Source organism: Peribacillus sp. BM1 (assembly GCF_056679975.1).
Window position 1 is genome coordinate 45,688 of record NZ_JBWXPJ010000003.1, and the last position, 17,425, is coordinate 63,112.

The 17,425-nt window shown below is 36.3% G+C and carries 16 protein-coding genes, 1 tRNA gene and 2 pseudogenes; 14 read left to right on the forward strand and 5 right to left on the reverse strand.

Going from position 1 to position 17,425, the window contains the following annotated elements; all coding sequences use genetic code 11:
- Positions 1 to 236: 236 nt before the first annotated feature.
- Positions 237 to 662: a hypothetical protein gene (locus AC1MGI_RS21930; protein ID WP_480350205.1), complete on the reverse strand. Its 426-nt coding sequence runs from the start codon at positions 660 to 662 to the stop codon at positions 237 to 239.
- Positions 663 to 670: 8 nt separating this feature from the next.
- Positions 671 to 1,813 carry an Alp7A family actin-like protein gene (locus AC1MGI_RS21935; protein ID WP_480350206.1) on the reverse strand — a complete coding sequence of 381 codons (1,143 nt, stop codon included), beginning with the start codon at positions 1,811 to 1,813 and terminating at the stop codon, positions 671 to 673.
- 505 nt (positions 1,814 to 2,318) lie between these two features.
- On the opposite strand from AC1MGI_RS21935, the gene AC1MGI_RS21940 reads away from it, so the two are divergent.
- Positions 2,319 to 2,531, forward strand: a complete 213-nt coding sequence (locus tag AC1MGI_RS21940) for a hypothetical protein (RefSeq protein WP_480350267.1) — start codon at positions 2,319 to 2,321, stop codon at positions 2,529 to 2,531.
- A 115-nt stretch (positions 2,532 to 2,646) separates the two neighbouring features.
- Positions 2,647 to 2,720: transfer RNA gene (locus tag AC1MGI_RS21945), tRNA-Met, on the forward strand.
- Between the two features lie 519 nt (positions 2,721 to 3,239).
- Here the strand turns inward: AC1MGI_RS21945 and AC1MGI_RS21950 are convergent.
- The gene (locus AC1MGI_RS21950; RefSeq protein ID WP_480350208.1) at positions 3,240 to 3,608 is read right to left on the reverse strand and encodes a hypothetical protein; all 369 of its coding nucleotides are present in this window, start codon (positions 3,606 to 3,608) and stop codon (positions 3,240 to 3,242) included.
- Between the two features lie 291 nt (positions 3,609 to 3,899).
- Here AC1MGI_RS21950 and AC1MGI_RS21955 point away from each other — a divergent pair, with 291 nt between their 5' ends.
- Together AC1MGI_RS21955 and AC1MGI_RS21960 are read left to right on the forward strand one after the other, a co-directional pair.
- Positions 3,900 to 4,379 carry a hypothetical protein gene (locus tag AC1MGI_RS21955; RefSeq protein WP_480350209.1) on the forward strand — a complete coding sequence of 160 codons (480 nt, stop codon included), beginning with the start codon at positions 3,900 to 3,902 and terminating at the stop codon, positions 4,377 to 4,379.
- Between the two features lie 724 nt (positions 4,380 to 5,103).
- Positions 5,104 to 5,772 (forward strand): helix-turn-helix transcriptional regulator, encoded by a 669-nt coding sequence (locus AC1MGI_RS21960; RefSeq protein WP_480350210.1) that lies wholly within the window; start codon positions 5,104 to 5,106, stop codon positions 5,770 to 5,772.
- 391 nt (positions 5,773 to 6,163) lie between these two features.
- Here AC1MGI_RS21960 and AC1MGI_RS21965 read toward each other — a convergent pair whose 3' ends face one another.
- Positions 6,164 to 6,412 carry a hypothetical protein gene (locus tag AC1MGI_RS21965; RefSeq protein ID WP_480350211.1) on the reverse strand — a complete coding sequence of 83 codons (249 nt, stop codon included), beginning with the start codon at positions 6,410 to 6,412 and terminating at the stop codon, positions 6,164 to 6,166.
- A 19-nt stretch (positions 6,413 to 6,431) separates the two neighbouring features.
- The gene (locus AC1MGI_RS21970) at positions 6,432 to 6,983 is read right to left on the reverse strand and encodes a site-specific integrase (protein WP_480350213.1); all 552 of its coding nucleotides are present in this window, start codon (positions 6,981 to 6,983) and stop codon (positions 6,432 to 6,434) included.
- Positions 6,984 to 7,223: 240 nt separating this feature from the next.
- On the opposite strand from AC1MGI_RS21970, the gene AC1MGI_RS21975 reads away from it, so the two are divergent.
- The 10 genes and pseudogenes from AC1MGI_RS21975 to ltrA all read left to right on the forward strand — a co-directional run bounded on the left by AC1MGI_RS21975 (position 7,224) and on the right by ltrA (position 17,376).
- On the forward strand, positions 7,224 to 7,832 hold the full coding sequence (locus AC1MGI_RS21975; protein ID WP_480350214.1) for a collagen-like protein: 609 nt from the start codon (positions 7,224 to 7,226) through the stop codon (positions 7,830 to 7,832).
- Positions 7,833 to 8,082: 250 nt separating this feature from the next.
- Positions 8,083 to 8,469, forward strand: coding sequence for an exosporium leader peptide-containing protein (locus tag AC1MGI_RS21980; RefSeq protein ID WP_480349977.1), 387 nt, complete (start codon positions 8,083 to 8,085; stop codon positions 8,467 to 8,469).
- A gap of 369 nt (positions 8,470 to 8,838) precedes the next feature.
- The gene (locus AC1MGI_RS21985; protein ID WP_480350215.1) at positions 8,839 to 9,126 is read left to right on the forward strand and encodes a TIGR04104 family putative zinc finger protein; all 288 of its coding nucleotides are present in this window, start codon (positions 8,839 to 8,841) and stop codon (positions 9,124 to 9,126) included.
- Positions 9,127 to 9,706: 580 nt separating this feature from the next.
- A pseudogene (locus tag AC1MGI_RS21990) lies at positions 9,707 to 9,841 on the forward strand (group II intron reverse transcriptase/maturase); the annotation flags it as partial.
- A gap of 390 nt (positions 9,842 to 10,231) precedes the next feature.
- Positions 10,232 to 10,948, forward strand: a complete 717-nt coding sequence (locus tag AC1MGI_RS21995) for a cupin domain-containing protein (protein ID WP_480350268.1) — start codon at positions 10,232 to 10,234, stop codon at positions 10,946 to 10,948.
- 274 nt (positions 10,949 to 11,222) lie between these two features.
- Positions 11,223 to 11,501: a DUF2798 domain-containing protein gene (locus AC1MGI_RS22000; protein ID WP_062187367.1), complete on the forward strand. Its 279-nt coding sequence runs from the start codon at positions 11,223 to 11,225 to the stop codon at positions 11,499 to 11,501.
- A 369-nt stretch (positions 11,502 to 11,870) separates the two neighbouring features.
- The gene (locus AC1MGI_RS22005; protein ID WP_480350217.1) at positions 11,871 to 12,887 is read left to right on the forward strand and encodes a transthyretin-like family protein; all 1,017 of its coding nucleotides are present in this window, start codon (positions 11,871 to 11,873) and stop codon (positions 12,885 to 12,887) included.
- Between the two features lie 144 nt (positions 12,888 to 13,031).
- A protein-coding gene (locus AC1MGI_RS22010) for an IS3 family transposase (protein WP_480348478.1) occupies positions 13,032 to 14,380 on the forward strand; the annotation gives its coding sequence in 2 pieces (ribosomal slippage) (positions 13,032 to 13,476 and positions 13,476 to 14,380; 1,350 coding nt in all).
- A 222-nt stretch (positions 14,381 to 14,602) separates the two neighbouring features.
- Complete coding sequence (locus AC1MGI_RS22015) at positions 14,603 to 14,872, forward strand: 2TM domain-containing protein (RefSeq protein ID WP_480350219.1); 270 nt, start codon at positions 14,603 to 14,605, stop codon at positions 14,870 to 14,872.
- Positions 14,873 to 15,727: 855 nt separating this feature from the next.
- Positions 15,728 to 17,376 (forward strand): annotated as a pseudogene (gene ltrA, locus AC1MGI_RS22020) (group II intron reverse transcriptase/maturase).
- The last annotated feature ends 49 nt before the right edge of the window (positions 17,377 to 17,425 follow it).

Below are 17,425 nucleotides of genomic sequence, written 5' to 3' on the forward strand. Positions count from 1 at the left end.
ATAATAAGAAGTTTAAACCTTGTCATCGGTAGTAATGAAAATCAGTGTTTATACAATTCCACATGTAGACGACTAGCTACATGTGGAATACATTATTAGTGAAAATGTAAGGTATGTATAGTGTGTGGTCTATATGTATCCTTGATTAATATGGTATTTAAGCTGTTATTTATATTATCTACATCAAATTATGACTATTTTTGTCTAATGAAAAACCCCCTATGAATATAAGGGGGTTAATCGTCGTCGTCATCAAAATCCAAGAATGCTTTTTGAGCGAAATTTTGAATGGCTGCATTCGCTTTAAAGGCAGGAGGATTTTCTTCTTCATTTTTTTCGGGTTGTTGATTTAAATCAAAGGGTGAATAAGGTTTTTTAACTACTTGATATAGGAGCTGGCTAACTAATGCTTTTGTATGCGGATGATTTAACCATTCTAATTCTTCAGATGTTAGCCCTTTAGGAAGGGGGACGTTCATTTGATTACCATTTGAAGTACTTAAAGCTTTTTGTGATACAGCATCAATAAAAATTGAAGCTATATTGCTACTGAATTTTCTACCAGCATTTTTCTTGTTTTCTGTTAAGTATTTAAGTACATGTGAAGGGGTATCAGATGGTAATCGAAACGAAAGAGATTTTCCCGGCTCAAATTGTTCCATTTTTCAGTTCACGCTTTTGTTAACGTGGTATTTTGTGTTGTAATCCCTTTGGTGTTTGCATACATAAGTAAAATTTTGAAATAAGCACGCGCAATCATCCATACACTATCATCTTCAGATACAAATCGAAGAGGGTAGTTTTTATCAGCTTGATTTAATTTAGTAAGGTAAGGTTTTAATACTAGGGAACCACCGCCGGTTTGATAAGCAAGTCGAATATCTGGTACATTACGCCACATATCTTTAATTAACTTATATTCTTCTTTTGCTAAAATAGATAATTCTTCATCAATGATGTTTTTAATAGAGACACGAGTTCCATTGACCCAGATATGATATTGTTCTTCAGGTTGTTCGTTCGTGATGATTTCAACAAGAGTTCGTCTACTTTTAATGGAGTATTTATATTTAGAATATACCTTCTTAATTATGGTATCTAAATACGTAGATACACCTCTTTTTATACCGTTGCTATATTCATTGTCTACTTCAGCTTCATCCGTAATTATCGCGGAGTCCGTTGAAAGACCGCCTATATCGTTGATTAGTATCGTTTTCCCTAAAAGCTCTTCGTTTTTAGTGGAACCATCATTATTTGTCGTTAAATCTACAAATGCGGCAAATCCTTCTGTATTTACAAGTACTTGTTCAAACTTTATCCGCACAATTTTTCCTTCTAGAGAAGGTGTTTTTAAAAATTTCACTTCATGCTGCGAGTTTTTTAGCTTTTTCCTGAAATCTTTTGCTTTGCCTTGTTTAGTTTCATCTAAGGGCAATCCCGTAGATAAATAATAAGTTGCTTCTATTATACCATCTTCTTCGGGAAATTGCTCTACCGCGTCATAAGCAAGGGTTGTTAATAACATAATAACTGGTTGATCACTGTCGGCTTTATCCTGGTCGGGAGTCAATTCGTCATTATTCGGGTATTTAGATGCCAGTTTTCCGACTGCAAAACTACCATTTTTACTTTTTAAAGCAGAGGATGTAATTTCTACATGTAAGGCATGTAACGAATTTTTTTCCATTTCAACAATTTCACGATTTTGCACATTCGCTATTACGTTGGGTATGTATATCCGGTTAGTAAGATCTCCTAAAAATCCCTTAACAGCATCATTTCCAATATCAATTGATACGAATCTAGCCATAGTTTAGTAGATTCCTCCTTAGTTTCATCTATTTTCATATTAAAGCTAAATCTATTGTATGCTATTTGTATGCAAATTTCAAGTTTGTATGCGAAATGTATGCAAAGAAATTAGTATGACAATAAAGGTGTTAAAAAAGCCAGTCATTATGTTCAATTAAAGGGGAGGATTGTTGAATAACATCTTAAAGATTGTGAAGGTTTGTACTTGAACTAAAGGAGCAGTATAGTTCAAGTAATAATCAACGGAATTGCCTATGAACATACCATCTATCAAAATGTTAATTAAAGGTAAATGTTTGGTAAATTAATACTGAATAAATGTTAAGAATAAAAAAACTCTTACATTTCTTAAAATTTTTAATATATAGTTAATTTTGGATAAAATAAGAAAAGCTGACTTGACAACAAGAAGCGCTAAAAGGACCTTAAGTATGAGGGGATTTTTATGCGCTTCTTTCATTTTTCTTTTTATTCAAAATACATTTACTTATCAATGGGATGAATTGGAAATGGGAAAAGTGTGTATGAACATGATGATGATGGCGTGTATGGAAAAAATGATGTGTGAAATGAATTGCATGAAAATGATGATGGAACAAATGTGTGATATGAACATGGATATGGATATGAATCAAATGATGTCTAAAATGCAAGAATGCGATGAAATGATGACATCTATGATGAACATGATGAGCAAATTGGAAGTAAAAGCATAATACATACAGTCGATTCCTTAACAGAAAATCGGCTGTATGTGATAGATTGAAATTGCTTTGGTGCTGTAATCTGTATTTTCTAAAGAATAATTTTCTATTATTCTTTAGATGTTTTGGTGGTGTAGCTCAGCTGGCTAGAGCGTACGGTTCATACCCGTAAGGTCGGGGGTTCGATCCCCTCTGTCGCTATTGGATTATATTGTGAAAAATTCTACTTAAATTAACGGGGGCTTTAGTTCAGTTAAGAAAGTCTTGAAGTTCCTATATGGAAGTGTCAAAGGTATCTTTTAGGTATATCACTTTCAAAAAACATCCCTGGAAGTAAGGTTATCGGGGAGTTAGTAACATTGGAAGAGGCTAAAAACGTGTTCAGAGAATTTATTGAAGACAACTTAAAATAAGAGAGCGATAATTAATAAGTCTATGGATTAGGGTTGACTGGATTAAGGTCAGTATCAGTATTGACACTTCCTAACCATTTTCATTCTCGGTGGTGCAGCACTGATTTTGTGCTGCATGGATGGCTAACGGGTCAGGTTAGTTAAACAATAATTTGGAATAGCTCCCTGAGATTCATTCGCTGAACGGGCTTGTATACGCCATACACAACAGGTTAACATAACGCCAGTTATTAGAAAAAACAATCAAGACTACGCAAAAAACAGTAGCGAAAAAATCGTTTCGCTACTGTTTTTTAGTTTTTTATATTTACTTCGTAAGTTTTCCTATGGTACCTACTAATTTTATGTTTCCTTCTCCGACACTTTCTATCAAATAAACTTTTGTCTCGTCTGAAAATGAGTCTGGAGCCATGATAGAGTTACTTTCTGATATTTCTTTGTTGGCTACAATTGAGAAAGGATCAAATACTGTATTTAGAATTAAATAAATTGATTTATCTTCCACATAAACTAGGGAGCTATCAGGTTCTATACGATAGAATGCGTTTTCTGATTTTGCCAGAAAAGTGATTCTAGTATCCGCATCATTTTCGCTAACGTTTGAAAGTGTGATATCAGAAATTTTGATTTCATTTAGTGGAACTTCTACACCCGTATGATAGTTCTTTGATAGCATAAACATATAGACTACTGTAATGATAATAAAAATGAGTAATAAAGAAATAATAATTTTGAACCTTTTTTTCTGTTTAGGGGGTAGCGTCAGGAAAGTGCGGATTTACAACGATTAGATTTTGGTACAAGTCTTATGAGACATAATTAAGCCTAATTTATATATAAATTAATTGTGTATCAATAGGTTCTACTCTATTGAGATTGTGAAAGAATGCACTTAAAGTAACGGTAAAATAATTGAATAAAGCAACTGGATTATTGTGGTAAAATCGAATTGTAAAGGGGAGGTAAAATGAAAAAAATACTCACGCTAATATTTACAATACTGGTTTTAACGGCTTGTACGGAAGTTACTAAAGATGAAGTCACTAAAGATGAGGTTACTAAAAAAGAAGTTACTAACAATAATTATAAATTTATTGGAGAAAGTGAACATTGGGACGCTGTATATTCTTATAAAGGAACAGAAATATGGGAAGATAATGACGGAACAAAGACTTACTCTAACGAAGATAGTGATGAACTTGTATTAAAATACAAGGGTACTTTAGAAGAATTATCTTCCATGCGAAATCTTGAATACTCCTATACTACAAGTAGTAGTAGTGGGGGATCAACAAATGAGTTCACTGATCCTCCTAGAGAATTAATATTTACTTCCAAAAGTAGTTCAGAAGGTGGGGCAAAAGTAAACGATGATGAAGTTATACAAGTAAATGTAAAATGGGACGAATTTGAAGAGTCATTTGAACTGCATAATAAAAAGAAGTAGATTTGTTGAACTAATAGGTGTGTTAATTTAGTAAGCTAAATAAAAAAGTCAATTTCCTGTTTTGGGAATCGACTTTTTTAATGGATTTAAACTTCCTTAGCGTTGTAAAGCTGTATTTATCTGATTCTACCCCTATATCTATAAAAGGGCTATGCTCCACGCAAGGTTCGGGTAGTATTTTTTGAGCAACCCACGCAAAAAATCTCCGCCCTTTCCCCCTTGCATTCCGCATTTTGGCAGGTGAGCGCATGTCGCCAAGCCGAACATACTCAAAACGAGGATCCTCGGAATTCGGCTTGCTCTGACCATTGTACCTGCCAAACCACCAGTGTTTCCGATCCACGTGTGGATCTTTAGCTTTATTTTTTACGCAATACAGGGGCTAGCCCCTCTTGCTACCGCAATTCACCCCAGCCAACCTCACACCTCAAAACAAGGGGGAATAAAACCAAAAAAGACAGGAGTTGATTTCCCCTGTCTTTTTTATTCTGTTGGTGAAGTAATTAACGTTTAAATGTTTTCAGATAAATCATTCACAAGTTCACTTCGGAATACCCACGTTTGTTTGCAACTGTCTTTATTAAAGCTATCTCAGGAAATTTTGAAAAACGTTGATATATCAATGTTGACAAGATTCTTGTCATTGAAAAATTGTGATGTGAAAAAGCTTATCTAGTCATTTAAATGAATCTTAAATATCCTGATTTTAGAAAGGAGACAAGTTGTGAATTTATCTGAAAAAATTAAAAAGCTAAGAGCAGAAAATAATTTAACTCAAGAAAAATTGGCTGAAAAATTGCAGGTGTCAAGATCAACTATATCAAGTTGGGAAACGGGGAGGAGTTATCCAGATTTAGAAATAGTTATTGAAATTTGCGACTGTTTTAATGTTTCTTTAGATTTTTTACTAAGAGAGGATGAAAAAATGGTGCGAAAATTGAATTTTGGAATCAAGCAGAAAAGAATGTTAATAGTGCTAGTAATTATTTCATCAGTATTGTTAGTCAATACATTTGTAAGTGCAACACCGTTTAAAGCAAATCCAAATAGTTTGGAAATTAGTAATGTTAATATGAATCGAGATTTAAGTTATAACGGAGAAGATCCAAACAGAGATTGGAATACAACAATTAATTTAACTGTAAAATCTAAAAACTTATTATTTAAACCAATCGGAGACGATATGTTAGTTTTCAAGGAAAATGGAAATTTATCATTACAAACAAATTGGACGTTTAGTATTTTTAATATTTTTGATATGCATCGATTTGTTAAGGCTGACCAGTCTGTTCTAATTAATGAAAATGTCTCAAATGAAGATATTACGTTGAAATTGTATGGAGACCAATCGAATAATTTAATTCCTTTTGAAATATCTAATATAAATAACTAAATTGTTATTTTAGATAAAATCCTTTATTAAGCGTTTATTTCATATGTATAGGTTTTGCAATCATTTATAAGGCTCGGAGTCCATTATGGAATCTTGCTATTCAACTATTGGGTAGCTTTAGTTAAAGAAGACTAAATAAAAAAGTCGATTCCGTAGGAAGACAGGAAATCGACTTTTTTAATGGACTGTTTGGGAGGTGCGTGAACAACGTGCAGGATAAAGAGTGTACTACCGTCACACTCAAAGCGTTGGCACGCTTGGGGTTGACTAGAATACCGGTTATGTTAAATCATACTACTAGGGTGTTCAATCCCTTTGTTGGCAAGGGTAGAACGAGAATACTCTAAGGTTCCGAACTTCCGAGCCCGACCTCATTTACCATAACAACATTCTAATCTACAAATGCAACAACCAAACCCAAAAATAGCATAATACTCAAAATACATAACAACAAAAAAACAAATCCATTTATCTCTTTGAAATATTGCCTAATCAAAAACACCAAAGATATTCCAGCGATTTTAACAATAGAACTACTTATCCCGCCAAACACATCAGATAACATTACACCATCCATAGCCCCCATTACTAAGCAACTCAAAGCAAAAAGGTATAAAAAACAAACAATCATTCTTTTCATCGTTAACCTCCAGCACTATCTATAAAGAAAAATCCTTTAATGTTTCATCGATTTCGTCTTGTGTAATCCCGATATACCGTTTGGTGATCGATGGGGCGGAATGGTTAAAGATATTCTGCAGGAACGCCAGGTCTTTCGTTCTTCGATAATACGCATACCCGAACGTCTTGCGCATGGTATGCGTGCCGATGTCATCCCTCCCAAGCACGTCTCCGGCCTTCACAAGCGCTCTATAAGCTTGTGTGGGTGTAATGGGTCCATTCCCCTTCCTACTTGGAAACAGGTACTCTTCATCGCTCATATGAGCTGTATAATCCTCGATTTCTTCCCGTAGCTTCACTGGCAACATAAATCGCTTCGTTTTATTCGTTTTTTTCTCTCGAATCACCACATGCGTTTTTCCTCGTACATCCCCAACGGTCAACGGAACCATATCGCTCACCCGCAAACCCGTGTTAATGCCAAAGACAAATAAAAAATAGTCCCGTTCGGATCCATAGCGCCGTAGCGCCCATTTCAGATCCTCAATTTCTTTAGCCGTTCGCAACGGCTGCACGTTCTTTTCTTTCATGATTTTCCTCCAATATCGTACATTCAACGTATGATATTAATAGTTTATCAGAAGGAACCAGTGCTATCAAGGATTTGAATGTACGAAAATATGTAATATCATACATTCGAATTAAAGGGAATTCAGGGCCAGCCGGATCAAAGTTACGTAAATAAACCAGTATTATAGCTTATAAGTACAGACCACTTATCCAATATGTTAATAGAATATTATAGTATTGAATAAAAGGAGTGGTATTTAATGGAGTTTTGTCCGAATTGTTCATTTAGTGAAAATTTTTGTGAATGCACTTCACGAAGAGTCCCAAAAAGATCGTGCAAAGAAAGTAATTGTTCCTGTTCTTGTTGTTGTCCAATACCAGGTCCTCAGGGACCAGCTGGAGCTCCAGGTCCTCAGGGACCTCCAGGAACACCAGGAACACCTGGAGTATTAGACTTTGCAGATTTTTTTGCGTTGATGCCTCCTGATAATGCAGCAACAGTTGCTCCAGGTACAGACGTGAGTTTTCCGCAAAATGGACCTACTAGTGGAGCTGCTATTACTCGTACTAGTCCTAGTACATTTAGCTTGTCTGCAATTGGCACTTATCAGGTCTTGTTTCAGGTGAGTGTGACCGAACCAGGTCAACTGATTTTAACTCTCAATGGTGCTGACTTAGCCTATACGGTGGTCGGAAGAGCAACCGGTACGTCTCAGATAATAGGAATGGCTCTTGTGCAAACGACAGTCAACAATTCATTACTCACTGTACGAAATCCTGCTGGTAATAGCACGGCGCTGACCATTACTCCTATCGCTGGAGGAACAAGGTCTGTTTCGGCGCATCTTGTTATCACACGAATTGGATAGACAAGGAAGCTCTTATCAGGGTTTCCCTTTGTGCTTTGAGGTATATTTTTGGTATTAAACAGCAAGAAAAAATATACGAAATTGAAATAAAAGGCCTTCCGATCTGACCATAAAAAGTTCATTTTGAGCAAGGAGGTTTTCTTGTTCAACTGGAAGCCTAGATGAATGAAAAACAATGGGGGAGTGTCCAAGCAAAATTAGTAAAGTGAAATATACTGAATACTACTATGAAAATGAAGGTGATAACTCGATGGGACATTGTATGATCAGACGAACAACAAATGCAAAAAAGTGCAACCATTCATGTTGTCCTACAAACCCTAAAGCAACTATTATCTTTTCTATTAACCAGCCTACATTATGTTCGTCAAACCAAGGAAATAACACGGGATTTATTTCAGGTCAAGTGTTCGTAAACGGGAGTCCTGCTGGGGCAGGAGTAATTGTCAGCCTTTCCGTAAGCAACCCTTCTCTTGGTATCCTCATTCCTACTGCAACGATTACCAATGAAACTGGTCACTTTACAGCTGTATTTATTGCTACAAACGGAACGGGTACAGGATCGATTATCGCAACATTGCCAGAATGTCCTGGAACAATCGCTAGCACCTCAGTTACCATTATCGACTGTCCATGATTCTTACTTAAAAATTCAAATATGTTTTTGCGCTTCATCTTCTCTTTCTGTGCTTTCAGGAGGAGTTATTTTGTTTTTGTGATTCCCAAAAATTGCATTAAAATTTAATCACGCTTTGCGTTCTTATATATATCTTTGCTGTTCGTCCAATCTAATTTTCTATTGCCTTTAGGTAAGTATTACATGGTTTAAACAACTTTTTTTATGTACGAAACTATACAAAATCATACATTCGAAAAACTTCTTCAACTAACGTTGCAGGTTAATTCAATGAAATTGGAAAATATTGAATGGGATATAAATGTTAAAATGGAATTGTATATTAAGGTTTTAATCGCTTAGCAAAATCAAATTTTAAGGAGGATTAATTTGCAAAAATGTGAAAACTGCAACTCACCATTTAGCTGGAGTAAAATCTTTAAATCGTTTTGGTGGACATATAAACCAATTGAATGTGACAACTGTGGTACTAAACATAAGATAACCATTTTTGGTAGATTTACATTTGTAGCCATGTCTATTTTGCCAATATGGATATTTTCCTTTTTTCTTTCTCCTTTCGATAACATCTTTGTGATGCCTGGTATAGGGGTTTTTATAGGACTTATTGGTTTTTTGTTCACTCCATATGTTGTTCAATACAAAGAGGTTTTGTGAGGAATTATACTTAAACAAATGGGTGCTTTACTTGCTTTAATTAAACAGCGCGACCACCAATCTGGTGGTCTTTTCAATGGTGTGCCAGGCATGACAACTATCTAGGTGGTGAAAGTCCACTGTGGGGGTACACATCGACCAACCACTAAGGAAGCGCAAGGTACTTAGCGTGAGTTAAGGGCTGGAGGAAGCGTGGAATAAAATCTTGGCTCGACGAACAGAAATCTGATACCAAGGCTCCGCAAAGGGATAAGGCTCCCAAGCAAGTCAAAGTCCAAAAGATGTGCGTAACTTTGTAGGGTAAATCAGGCGAGTAAAAGAGGAAAGATAGTTGTCTTACCCCGGGAGGTCTTGCGGATGTATTTAAATACAGTCGAAAAAGGTTAGTCGCAAGAAGTCAGCAGAAGCCATAGTAATGACCTAAGGTCATGAAGGGCTGAACAATTTATAGTGTTTCAACGCCACGAATGCGTAAGTGACGAACTCCGAATGTGTTAATGGTGAAAGTATGAGCGTATCTCAAAGGACAACCAAAAAGGAGATATCATTTACTACGTGAGAGGAAAGGAGAAACGAGTGTGTGGAACTTTTAGAAAAGATTCTAAGTAATCAAAATATGAATGAGGCCTACCTACGTGTGTATAGAAATAAAGGTGCAAGTGGAGTCGATGGAATAACGGTCGATGAATTGAAACAATATCTGAAAGAAAATAAAGTATGCATTTGCATACAAAACTTGCTACCGATAAGGGACTTTATGTTAATGGCCTTAAGGTAGTAATACGTGGCTTAAGCCACTCTTATCAATGTACGAAAATATCTAAAATCATACATTCAGAAAAACTCCTACTTCTATTAGGCGAGGGTTGGTTGAGAGAAAAGTAAATCGTTGACTGTTGCTAATTGTCTTGTGAAAGCTAGTCAACGAGAGGTTATGACTATACCTCAAATATAATAACAACCAAGCATACAACCTTTACAAATAGGCAAATATCTACCCCTCATTGAATATGGACACATACACTATTTTTGAAACAATTTGAGGAGGAGATATAAAATGGAAAGACAAATAGTTGGAGGATATGGAGGTTATCCATCTTACGGCATGGGGTATGGTGGATACCCGTACCATTATGGATATGGTGGATTTCTTGATCAACCAAACTATTATGGTCAATATAGTCATAATCCCTATTATCAAACCTACAATAAACAACTTCAGAGTTATACATCCTTCACAAGCCCAGCAGGCTTCCATGGTGATGGATTTCATGGTGTTCCAAGTATAAGTGGATTTCATGGTGTTCATGGAATACCTGGATTTCATGGTGTAGGTCGTTTCGAAGGAGATAATAATAATTATTCGAATAACAACGGAAATTCTTATTATAGAAACATCGAATTGAAGGATTATGGGCCAAAGCCATTTGTCGTTAATATCAATGAAGCAACGAAGCAAAACAATACGTATCGTACTGCTTTATGGACAGGAACACATTTACAAGTTACCTTAATGGGTATTAATGTTGGCGAAGATATAGGTTTAGAAATCCACCCTAATGTTGATCAATTCCTTCGTATTGAACAAGGTCAGGGTATTGTTCAAATGGGCAGAAGTAAAGATAATTTAAACTTTGAAAGACATATCTACGATGATTCCGCAATAATGGTACCTGCTGGAACATGGCACAATGTAATTAATACAGGTAATATTCCACTAAAGCTCTACTCGATATATGCTCCTCCTAATCATCCATTTGGTACTGTTCATCCTACTAAAGCAGATGCAGTGACTGCGGAACAAGCCTACGGTCGCATATGAAACAGTAGAAGAATGGGAACCTACAGGAGAATCCAAACTTCTTTTAGAAAAGCAAAAATACTGAAAAAGGATCTTCTAAACGAAGATCCTTTTTCAATACCGATAAGGGTGATTATGTGAACTAGTTCATTTTCAGTTAAAGAAGAAAACCCTCTACTTCAACTAACGTTTGCAGGTTAATTCTATAAGGTATAAAAGTTAATATTTTAAATAAAACAGTAAAATGCTATGATAAAATAATGTATCTAAAGGTGGATTTAAAAGGTGGGAAATAATGAGTATTAATGTCAAATACAGAAATATTATTTTTGCATTTTTAATGGCTTTAAGTATGTCCTTTTTTGTTTCATTCGTATTAGTCTCAATTAATTTTGGTTATGGTAATACATTTTTGCATATATGGTTAAAAATGTGGTTAGAGGCTTTTATTTGTGCTTTTTTTGGAGCTTACTTTTTCCCAAGAGTAATACAAAAAATAATGAGGAAAATTAATTTTGTAGAAAAACCTCTAATAGAGAATGATTTTTTAGAGAGAGAACAAACCAAAAGATAATAAACAGTAGAGAATTAAAGTTAAGTTAGTAATATTAACAAAATCCAAGGTGAACTTTTTCTTTATATTTTTATATTTATTTAACCGCTAACGGGTAATGATAGCACAATAGATTAGAGCAGCCGGGTGATCGGCTGCATTTTCAACTACCGGGGTGCTTTAATTCAACAACGCGACCACCAAATTGGTGGTCTTTTCAATGTACGAAAATAACGAAAATCATACATTCGGAAAAACTTCTTGTTAAACTGTCAACTTAGATGAGTAGTGAGAAATCACAAAAAATGAGCAAGTCTGGGGGGGAGTCCAAGCGAAGTTAGTAAAGCGAAATATACTTATTACTACTATGAAAATGAAGGAGATAACTTGATGGGACATTGTATGATCAGACGAACAACAACAAATTCAAAAAAGTGCAACCATTCATGTTGCCCTACAAACCCTACAGCAACTATTATCTTTTCTATTAACCAGCCTACATTATGTTCGTCAAACCAAGGAAATAACACGGGATTTATTTCTGGTCAAGTGTTCGTAAACGGGAGTCCTGCTGGGGCAGGAGTAATTGTCAGTCTTTCCGTAAGCAACCCTTCTCTTGGTATCCTCATTCCCACTGCAACGATTACCAATGAAACTGGTCACTTTACAGCTGTATTTATTGCTACAAACGGAACGGGTACAGGATTGATTATCGCAACACTGCCAGAATGTCCTGGAACAATCGCTAGCATCCCAATTACCATTATCGACTGTTCTCAATCTACGGCCACAATTAATAATTTTAATGCTTCACCAAATCCGATATGTACATCCGGCACAGGATCAAATATGTCCAATCTTTCTGGTCAAGTGTTCGTGAACGGGAGTCCTGCTGGAGGAGTAACCGTACAATTCCAAGTAAACGACAATAATCTGGGTAGCGTCAATCCACCTTCTACTACAACGGACGGATCAGGAAACTTTAGCACATTATTTACAGCCAATAACAATATAGGTACAGCAAACATTACGGCTTCCCTTCCTTCCTTTGGAACCAATGCTACTACTTCTATTACCATCAATAACTGTTCCTCACCTACCGCCACTATTAATAATTTTAATGCTTCTTCAAATCCGATATGTACATCCGGCACAGGAACAAACATGTCGAATCTTTCTGGTCAAGTATTCGTGAATGGTAGTCCTGCTGGAGGGGTAACCGTACAATTTCAAGTAAACGATAATCTTGGTACTGTCAATCAATTCTCCACTACAACGGACGCTTCAGGAAACTTCAGCACATTATTTACAGCAAATACCACTTCAGGTACATCAAACGTTACGGCTTCTCTTCCTTCTTTTGGAACAAAGGTTACTACATCTATTATCATTAATGACTGTCCATAATTTTTATAAAAAATACCAAAAACGCTTTTGCGCTGCATCTTCTCTTCCTATGCTTTAGGCGGAGTTGTAGTTGAAAAAAAAGACCACGAATATGAACTGCCCCGTAAATGTTAGACACCAAACTAACATTTACGGGGTGTTTTTATGTCTAAATATACAGTAGAGGATAAGTTAAAAGCGGTAGAACGTTATTTAACTGGAAAGGAAGGCTATAAAACCATTGCAGAAAGCATTGGTACAGTGAAATCACTAGTCATTACTTGGGTTAAATTATTTGAAGCGCAAGGGGCAGAAGGTTTTCAGAAGGGCTATACAAGTTACTCCAGTCAGTTTAAACTAGACGTACTCAATTTTATGAACGAAACGGGCGCGTCTTTTCGAGAAACGGCAAGCACATTTAATATTTCTGCTCCCAGTACCATTTATCAATGGGATCAGTTGCTGAAAACAAAGGGATTGGACGCGCTAGAACCAAAGAAAAAGGGGCGTCCATCTATGAAGAAGAAAACAATTAAAACGACACCAGCTGAGGGCTCAGTAGAAGCGTTACAAGCGAAAATCGAGCGTTTAGAAGTGGAGAATGCTTACTTAAAAAAGTTGAATACTTTAGTTCAAATGCAGGAAAAATTACAAACCAAATCAAAGCGCAAGTAATTTTTGAACTAAAGGATCCGTATGGCGTTGTGGATCTAGTTGAAGTCGCAGACATTCCACGCAGCACTTATTATTATTGGGAGAAACGATTAGACCGAGTGGACAAATACGCCGATATAAAAGAGGCAATTAAGAAGATTTATCATGAACATAAAGGTCGCTATGGGTATCGTCGCATCACAAAAGAGCTAAAGAAATATGGTTTTATTCATGATCCGAAGACCATCAATCGTTTAATGAATGAGCTTGGCTTAAAATGCATGGTCCGTATGAAGAAGTATCGTTCTTACAAAGGGAACGTGGGTAAAATCGCGCCGAACGTATTACAACGTGATTTTAACGCAGATAAAATGAATCAAAAATGGGTAACAGATGTGACCGAATTCCATCTTTTCGGGGAAAAACGTTATCTGTCGCCTGTCCTCGATTTATGTAATGGCGAAATTATTGCGTACAAAGTCATGAGCCGCCCTGTCTATCAACTCGTGGGCAATATGTTAGATGAAGCAATAAAACGTCTTAAACCGGAAGACAAAGTCATTCTTCATTCCGATCAAGGCTGGCATTATCAAATGAAGAAGTATCAGAAAACATTACAAGAGCACCGAATTACACAAAGCATGTCTCGTAAGGGTAACTGCTTAGATAATGCCGTTATCGAGAATTTCTTCGGCTTATTAAAGTCTGAATTGCTGTACCTGCAAGAATTTGAAAGTATGGCTCATTTTGAAAGAGAATTAAAAGAGTACATTGAGTACTACAATCACAAAAGAATGAAGGCAAAATTAAAAGACCTGAGCCCGGTAGAATACCGAACTCGGATCTTAAAAGTTGCCTAAAATATTTGTCTAACTTTATTGGGTCAGATCACAATAGTGGTCTTTTTAATGTACGAAAATATCTAAAATCATACATTCATAAAAACACCTTATTCAACTAACGTGGCAGGTTAATTCAATAACGAAATGTGAGTAATTTTAAAACGCAATTTCATTATTTGATATTTATGGTAAATTTATATCAAGTATGGAAAAAAATAATAATGGAGGAAGTGTTTAAAGATGGAACGAGATGAGATTTATTTACGGGCTAAAAAAAGGGTGGAAAATTTAAAAGCATTTTACATTCATTTAACTGTTTATATTTTAGTTAATATAATGCTGTTTTTAATTAACATATTCTCTGATTCAAGTTATTTATGGTTTTTATATCCACTTGGAGGTTGGGGAATTGGGGTTATTGTACATGGTTTGACAACTTTATCGCTAGGTAAATTTGGAGCAGATTGGGAAGAACGAAAGATTAAAGAGTATATAGAGAAAGGTAAATAAAACTTTTTCTGAAATTAACCAATTAATAATCTGTGAATAATTACACTTAAACTAACGGAGTGCTTTAGTGAAAGAAGAATTTGCATAAAACACCCCTTTTTCATGCAGCTACCAGGCTTCTGAAGAAGCCGAAAATGTTGATTCATCAACCATGTATAAAATCATGAATAAACGAGTAAAATGGACCATTCGGAACCCCTTGAGCACCAAGGGGTTTTATAGTTCGGAACTTCCGAAAATTGCCTTTATGGTGCGACAAGAAGTCGCATTCACACAGTGTAGCTTGCGCTACTCATTTAGACACAAAGATGATCTCCATCCGAAACTGCATGCTTGGTAACGAGTTTGTAGATTGCATGAGGAAATGAGGAAACAGAGGACAAGTGCATGGTCCAGAATACTGCTAGGAGAAGACAGATATGGTGAACGAAAGTGAAGGTTTGTAAGCTTCGTTACAATTAGCTCGAGATAATGCATAGTATCGCTTGGGTATTGGTAAGAGGAAAAGTAGACTCATAATGCTACTGTGCTGTGTCCCACATCTTACCCGGAGTAAAGAACCCACCTAACCCTGTTGCACCTGTGGAATGTGGAACTTGGTAAGCCCTATGTCATCTGTATCAACAGTAGAGAGGTTGCAAAACTAATCGATGTGGCAGAGGGTATGGGATATTGGAGAAAGCAAAAGCCGTCACACCGAAAGGTAACAGGAAAACAGGAAGCTGTATAACTGGACGGATACTGTCGCCAATTCTGGCAAAACCATGAAAGGCTCGAAAGAGAGCTGACTTCCAATAGGTCTTCAACACGAAAATAAATTTGTGGTTAATTTCTGACGAAAAGGAGCGTGCAGTTATGAACACCTTGGAACGAGCGTCGGCGCACGCCTCGTATACCAATTGGAATTCAGTAAACTGGAATGAAACTAAAAAGTATGTGACGAAGCTAAGACAAAGAATTTATCGTGCCGAACAACTCAAACAACAAAGGAAAGTACGAAAACTTCAACGATTACTCCTACGGAGTGAAGCAAACTTACTGTTGTCCATTCGAAAAGTGACACAACAGAATAAAGGAAAACGCACCTCTGGTATAGATGGTTACACAGCCTTGCACGCCGGCAGACGTAATGAATTATATAGACAACTAAAGCAACAGAATATACTTCAACATCGCCCGAGACCGGCAAAACGAACCTATATTGCGAAGGAAAATGGAAAGCTAAGACCACTTGGCATTCCGACTATTAAAGATAGAGTCTATCAGAACATGGTTAAAAACGCATTGGAACCTCAATGGGAAGTAAGATTTGAACCCTCCACATATGGGTTCCGTCCAAAGCGAAGCACCCATGATGCGATTAGCAACATCTTTAACAAGATTAACACCAATAGTAAGAAAAAATGGATATTTGAAGGGGACTTTAAGGGTTGTTTTGATCGTTTGAGTCATGAATGGATAGAGAAACAAACCTCTCGGTTTTCAGGAAAAGCACTCATTAATAGATGGTTGAAGATGGGGTATGTAGATCAACACGTGTTCTCCGAAACGCAGGAAGGTACTCCCCAGGGAAGTGTCATATCTCCTCTGTTAGCAAATATAGCTCTTCATGGAATGGAAGAAGAACTTGGTATTCTATATCGTAAAACATATAAATCTAATGGAAGTTACGCTATCCATCCCAATTGCAAGATAGCTCTGGTTAAGTATGCAGATGATTTTGTTGTATTAACAGAAACTAAGGAACAAGCACAGTCCGTATACGTAAGACTACAATCGTACCTTAGTAATAGAGGTCTCGAACTAAGCAATGAGAAAACTAAGATCACTCACATCGAAGATGGTTTTGAGTTTCTCGGATTCTCAGTTCGACAATATAAAACATGGCAAGGGAACAAGCTACTAATTAAACCGAGTAAAGAGAGCATTAAGAAAGCCAAAGAGAAGATACGAGATACGTTCCGAATAATGAAGGGACAACCAGTCCGAGAACTTATCAAAGTGTTAAATCCCATTATTAGAGGCTACGGACAATACTGGAAGCATGTGGTATCGAAGAAGTCTTTTGGTGTGATTGCAAACTATGTATTTCATAAAACTTGTAAATATTTGAGACAACTTCATCCTAAAAAACCTTGGAAATGGATAAAAAAAGATATTTTAGAAAACCACATCATGGCGGAAATAACTCCTGGATTTTAACTTGCCCGATAACAAATATTCAACTCTTACACATGACTTGGATTAAAATAAAACGACATGTGATGGTGTTATACAAAAACAGTCCAGATGATCCTGCCCTCAAAGAGTATTGGGAAAAACGAGACCAAAAGATTTTCGATACAGAAAATACTTTGGACAGAATCAAACTCGCAAGAAAGCAAGGATATCGTTGTGCATTATGCAGGCAACCTCTACAAAACGGTGAAAAGGTTACTGTAAGGAATTTAGAATTTCCTACAGGTGAAGTTACTAAGCTAGTACATACACCTTGCGTTAAATAAAAGAGTTGTTTAGATAAAAAGAAGGCTTGAGCCGTATGATAGGAAACTG

Excerpts from the sequence above, each read along its gene's own strand:
- AC1MGI_RS21930 (WP_480350205.1), bottom strand. The coding sequence starts at position 662 with ATGGAACAATTTGAGCCGGGAAAATCTCTTTCGTTTCGATTACCATCT.
- AC1MGI_RS21935 (WP_480350206.1), bottom strand. The coding sequence starts at position 1,813 with ATGGCTAGATTCGTATCAATTGATATTGGAAATGATGCTGTTAAGGGA.
- AC1MGI_RS21950 (WP_480350208.1), bottom strand. The coding sequence starts at position 3,608 with ATGCTATCAAAGAACTATCATACGGGTGTAGAAGTTCCACTAAATGAA.
- AC1MGI_RS21955 (WP_480350209.1), top strand. The coding sequence starts at position 3,900 with ATGAAAAAAATACTCACGCTAATATTTACAATACTGGTTTTAACGGCT.
- AC1MGI_RS21965 (WP_480350211.1), bottom strand. The coding sequence starts at position 6,412 with ATGAAAAGAATGATTGTTTGTTTTTTATACCTTTTTGCTTTGAGTTGC.
- AC1MGI_RS21970 (WP_480350213.1), bottom strand. The coding sequence starts at position 6,983 with ATGAAAGAAAAGAACGTGCAGCCGTTGCGAACGGCTAAAGAAATTGAG.
- AC1MGI_RS21975 (WP_480350214.1), top strand. The coding sequence starts at position 7,224 with ATGGAGTTTTGTCCGAATTGTTCATTTAGTGAAAATTTTTGTGAATGC.
- AC1MGI_RS21980 (WP_480349977.1), top strand. The coding sequence starts at position 8,083 with ATGGGACATTGTATGATCAGACGAACAACAAATGCAAAAAAGTGCAAC.
- AC1MGI_RS21995 (WP_480350268.1), top strand. The coding sequence starts at position 10,232 with ATGGGGTATGGTGGATACCCGTACCATTATGGATATGGTGGATTTCTT.
- AC1MGI_RS22000 (WP_062187367.1), top strand. The coding sequence starts at position 11,223 with ATGAGTATTAATGTCAAATACAGAAATATTATTTTTGCATTTTTAATG.
- AC1MGI_RS22005 (WP_480350217.1), top strand. The coding sequence starts at position 11,871 with ATGGGACATTGTATGATCAGACGAACAACAACAAATTCAAAAAAGTGC.
- AC1MGI_RS22015 (WP_480350219.1), top strand. The coding sequence starts at position 14,603 with ATGGAACGAGATGAGATTTATTTACGGGCTAAAAAAAGGGTGGAAAAT.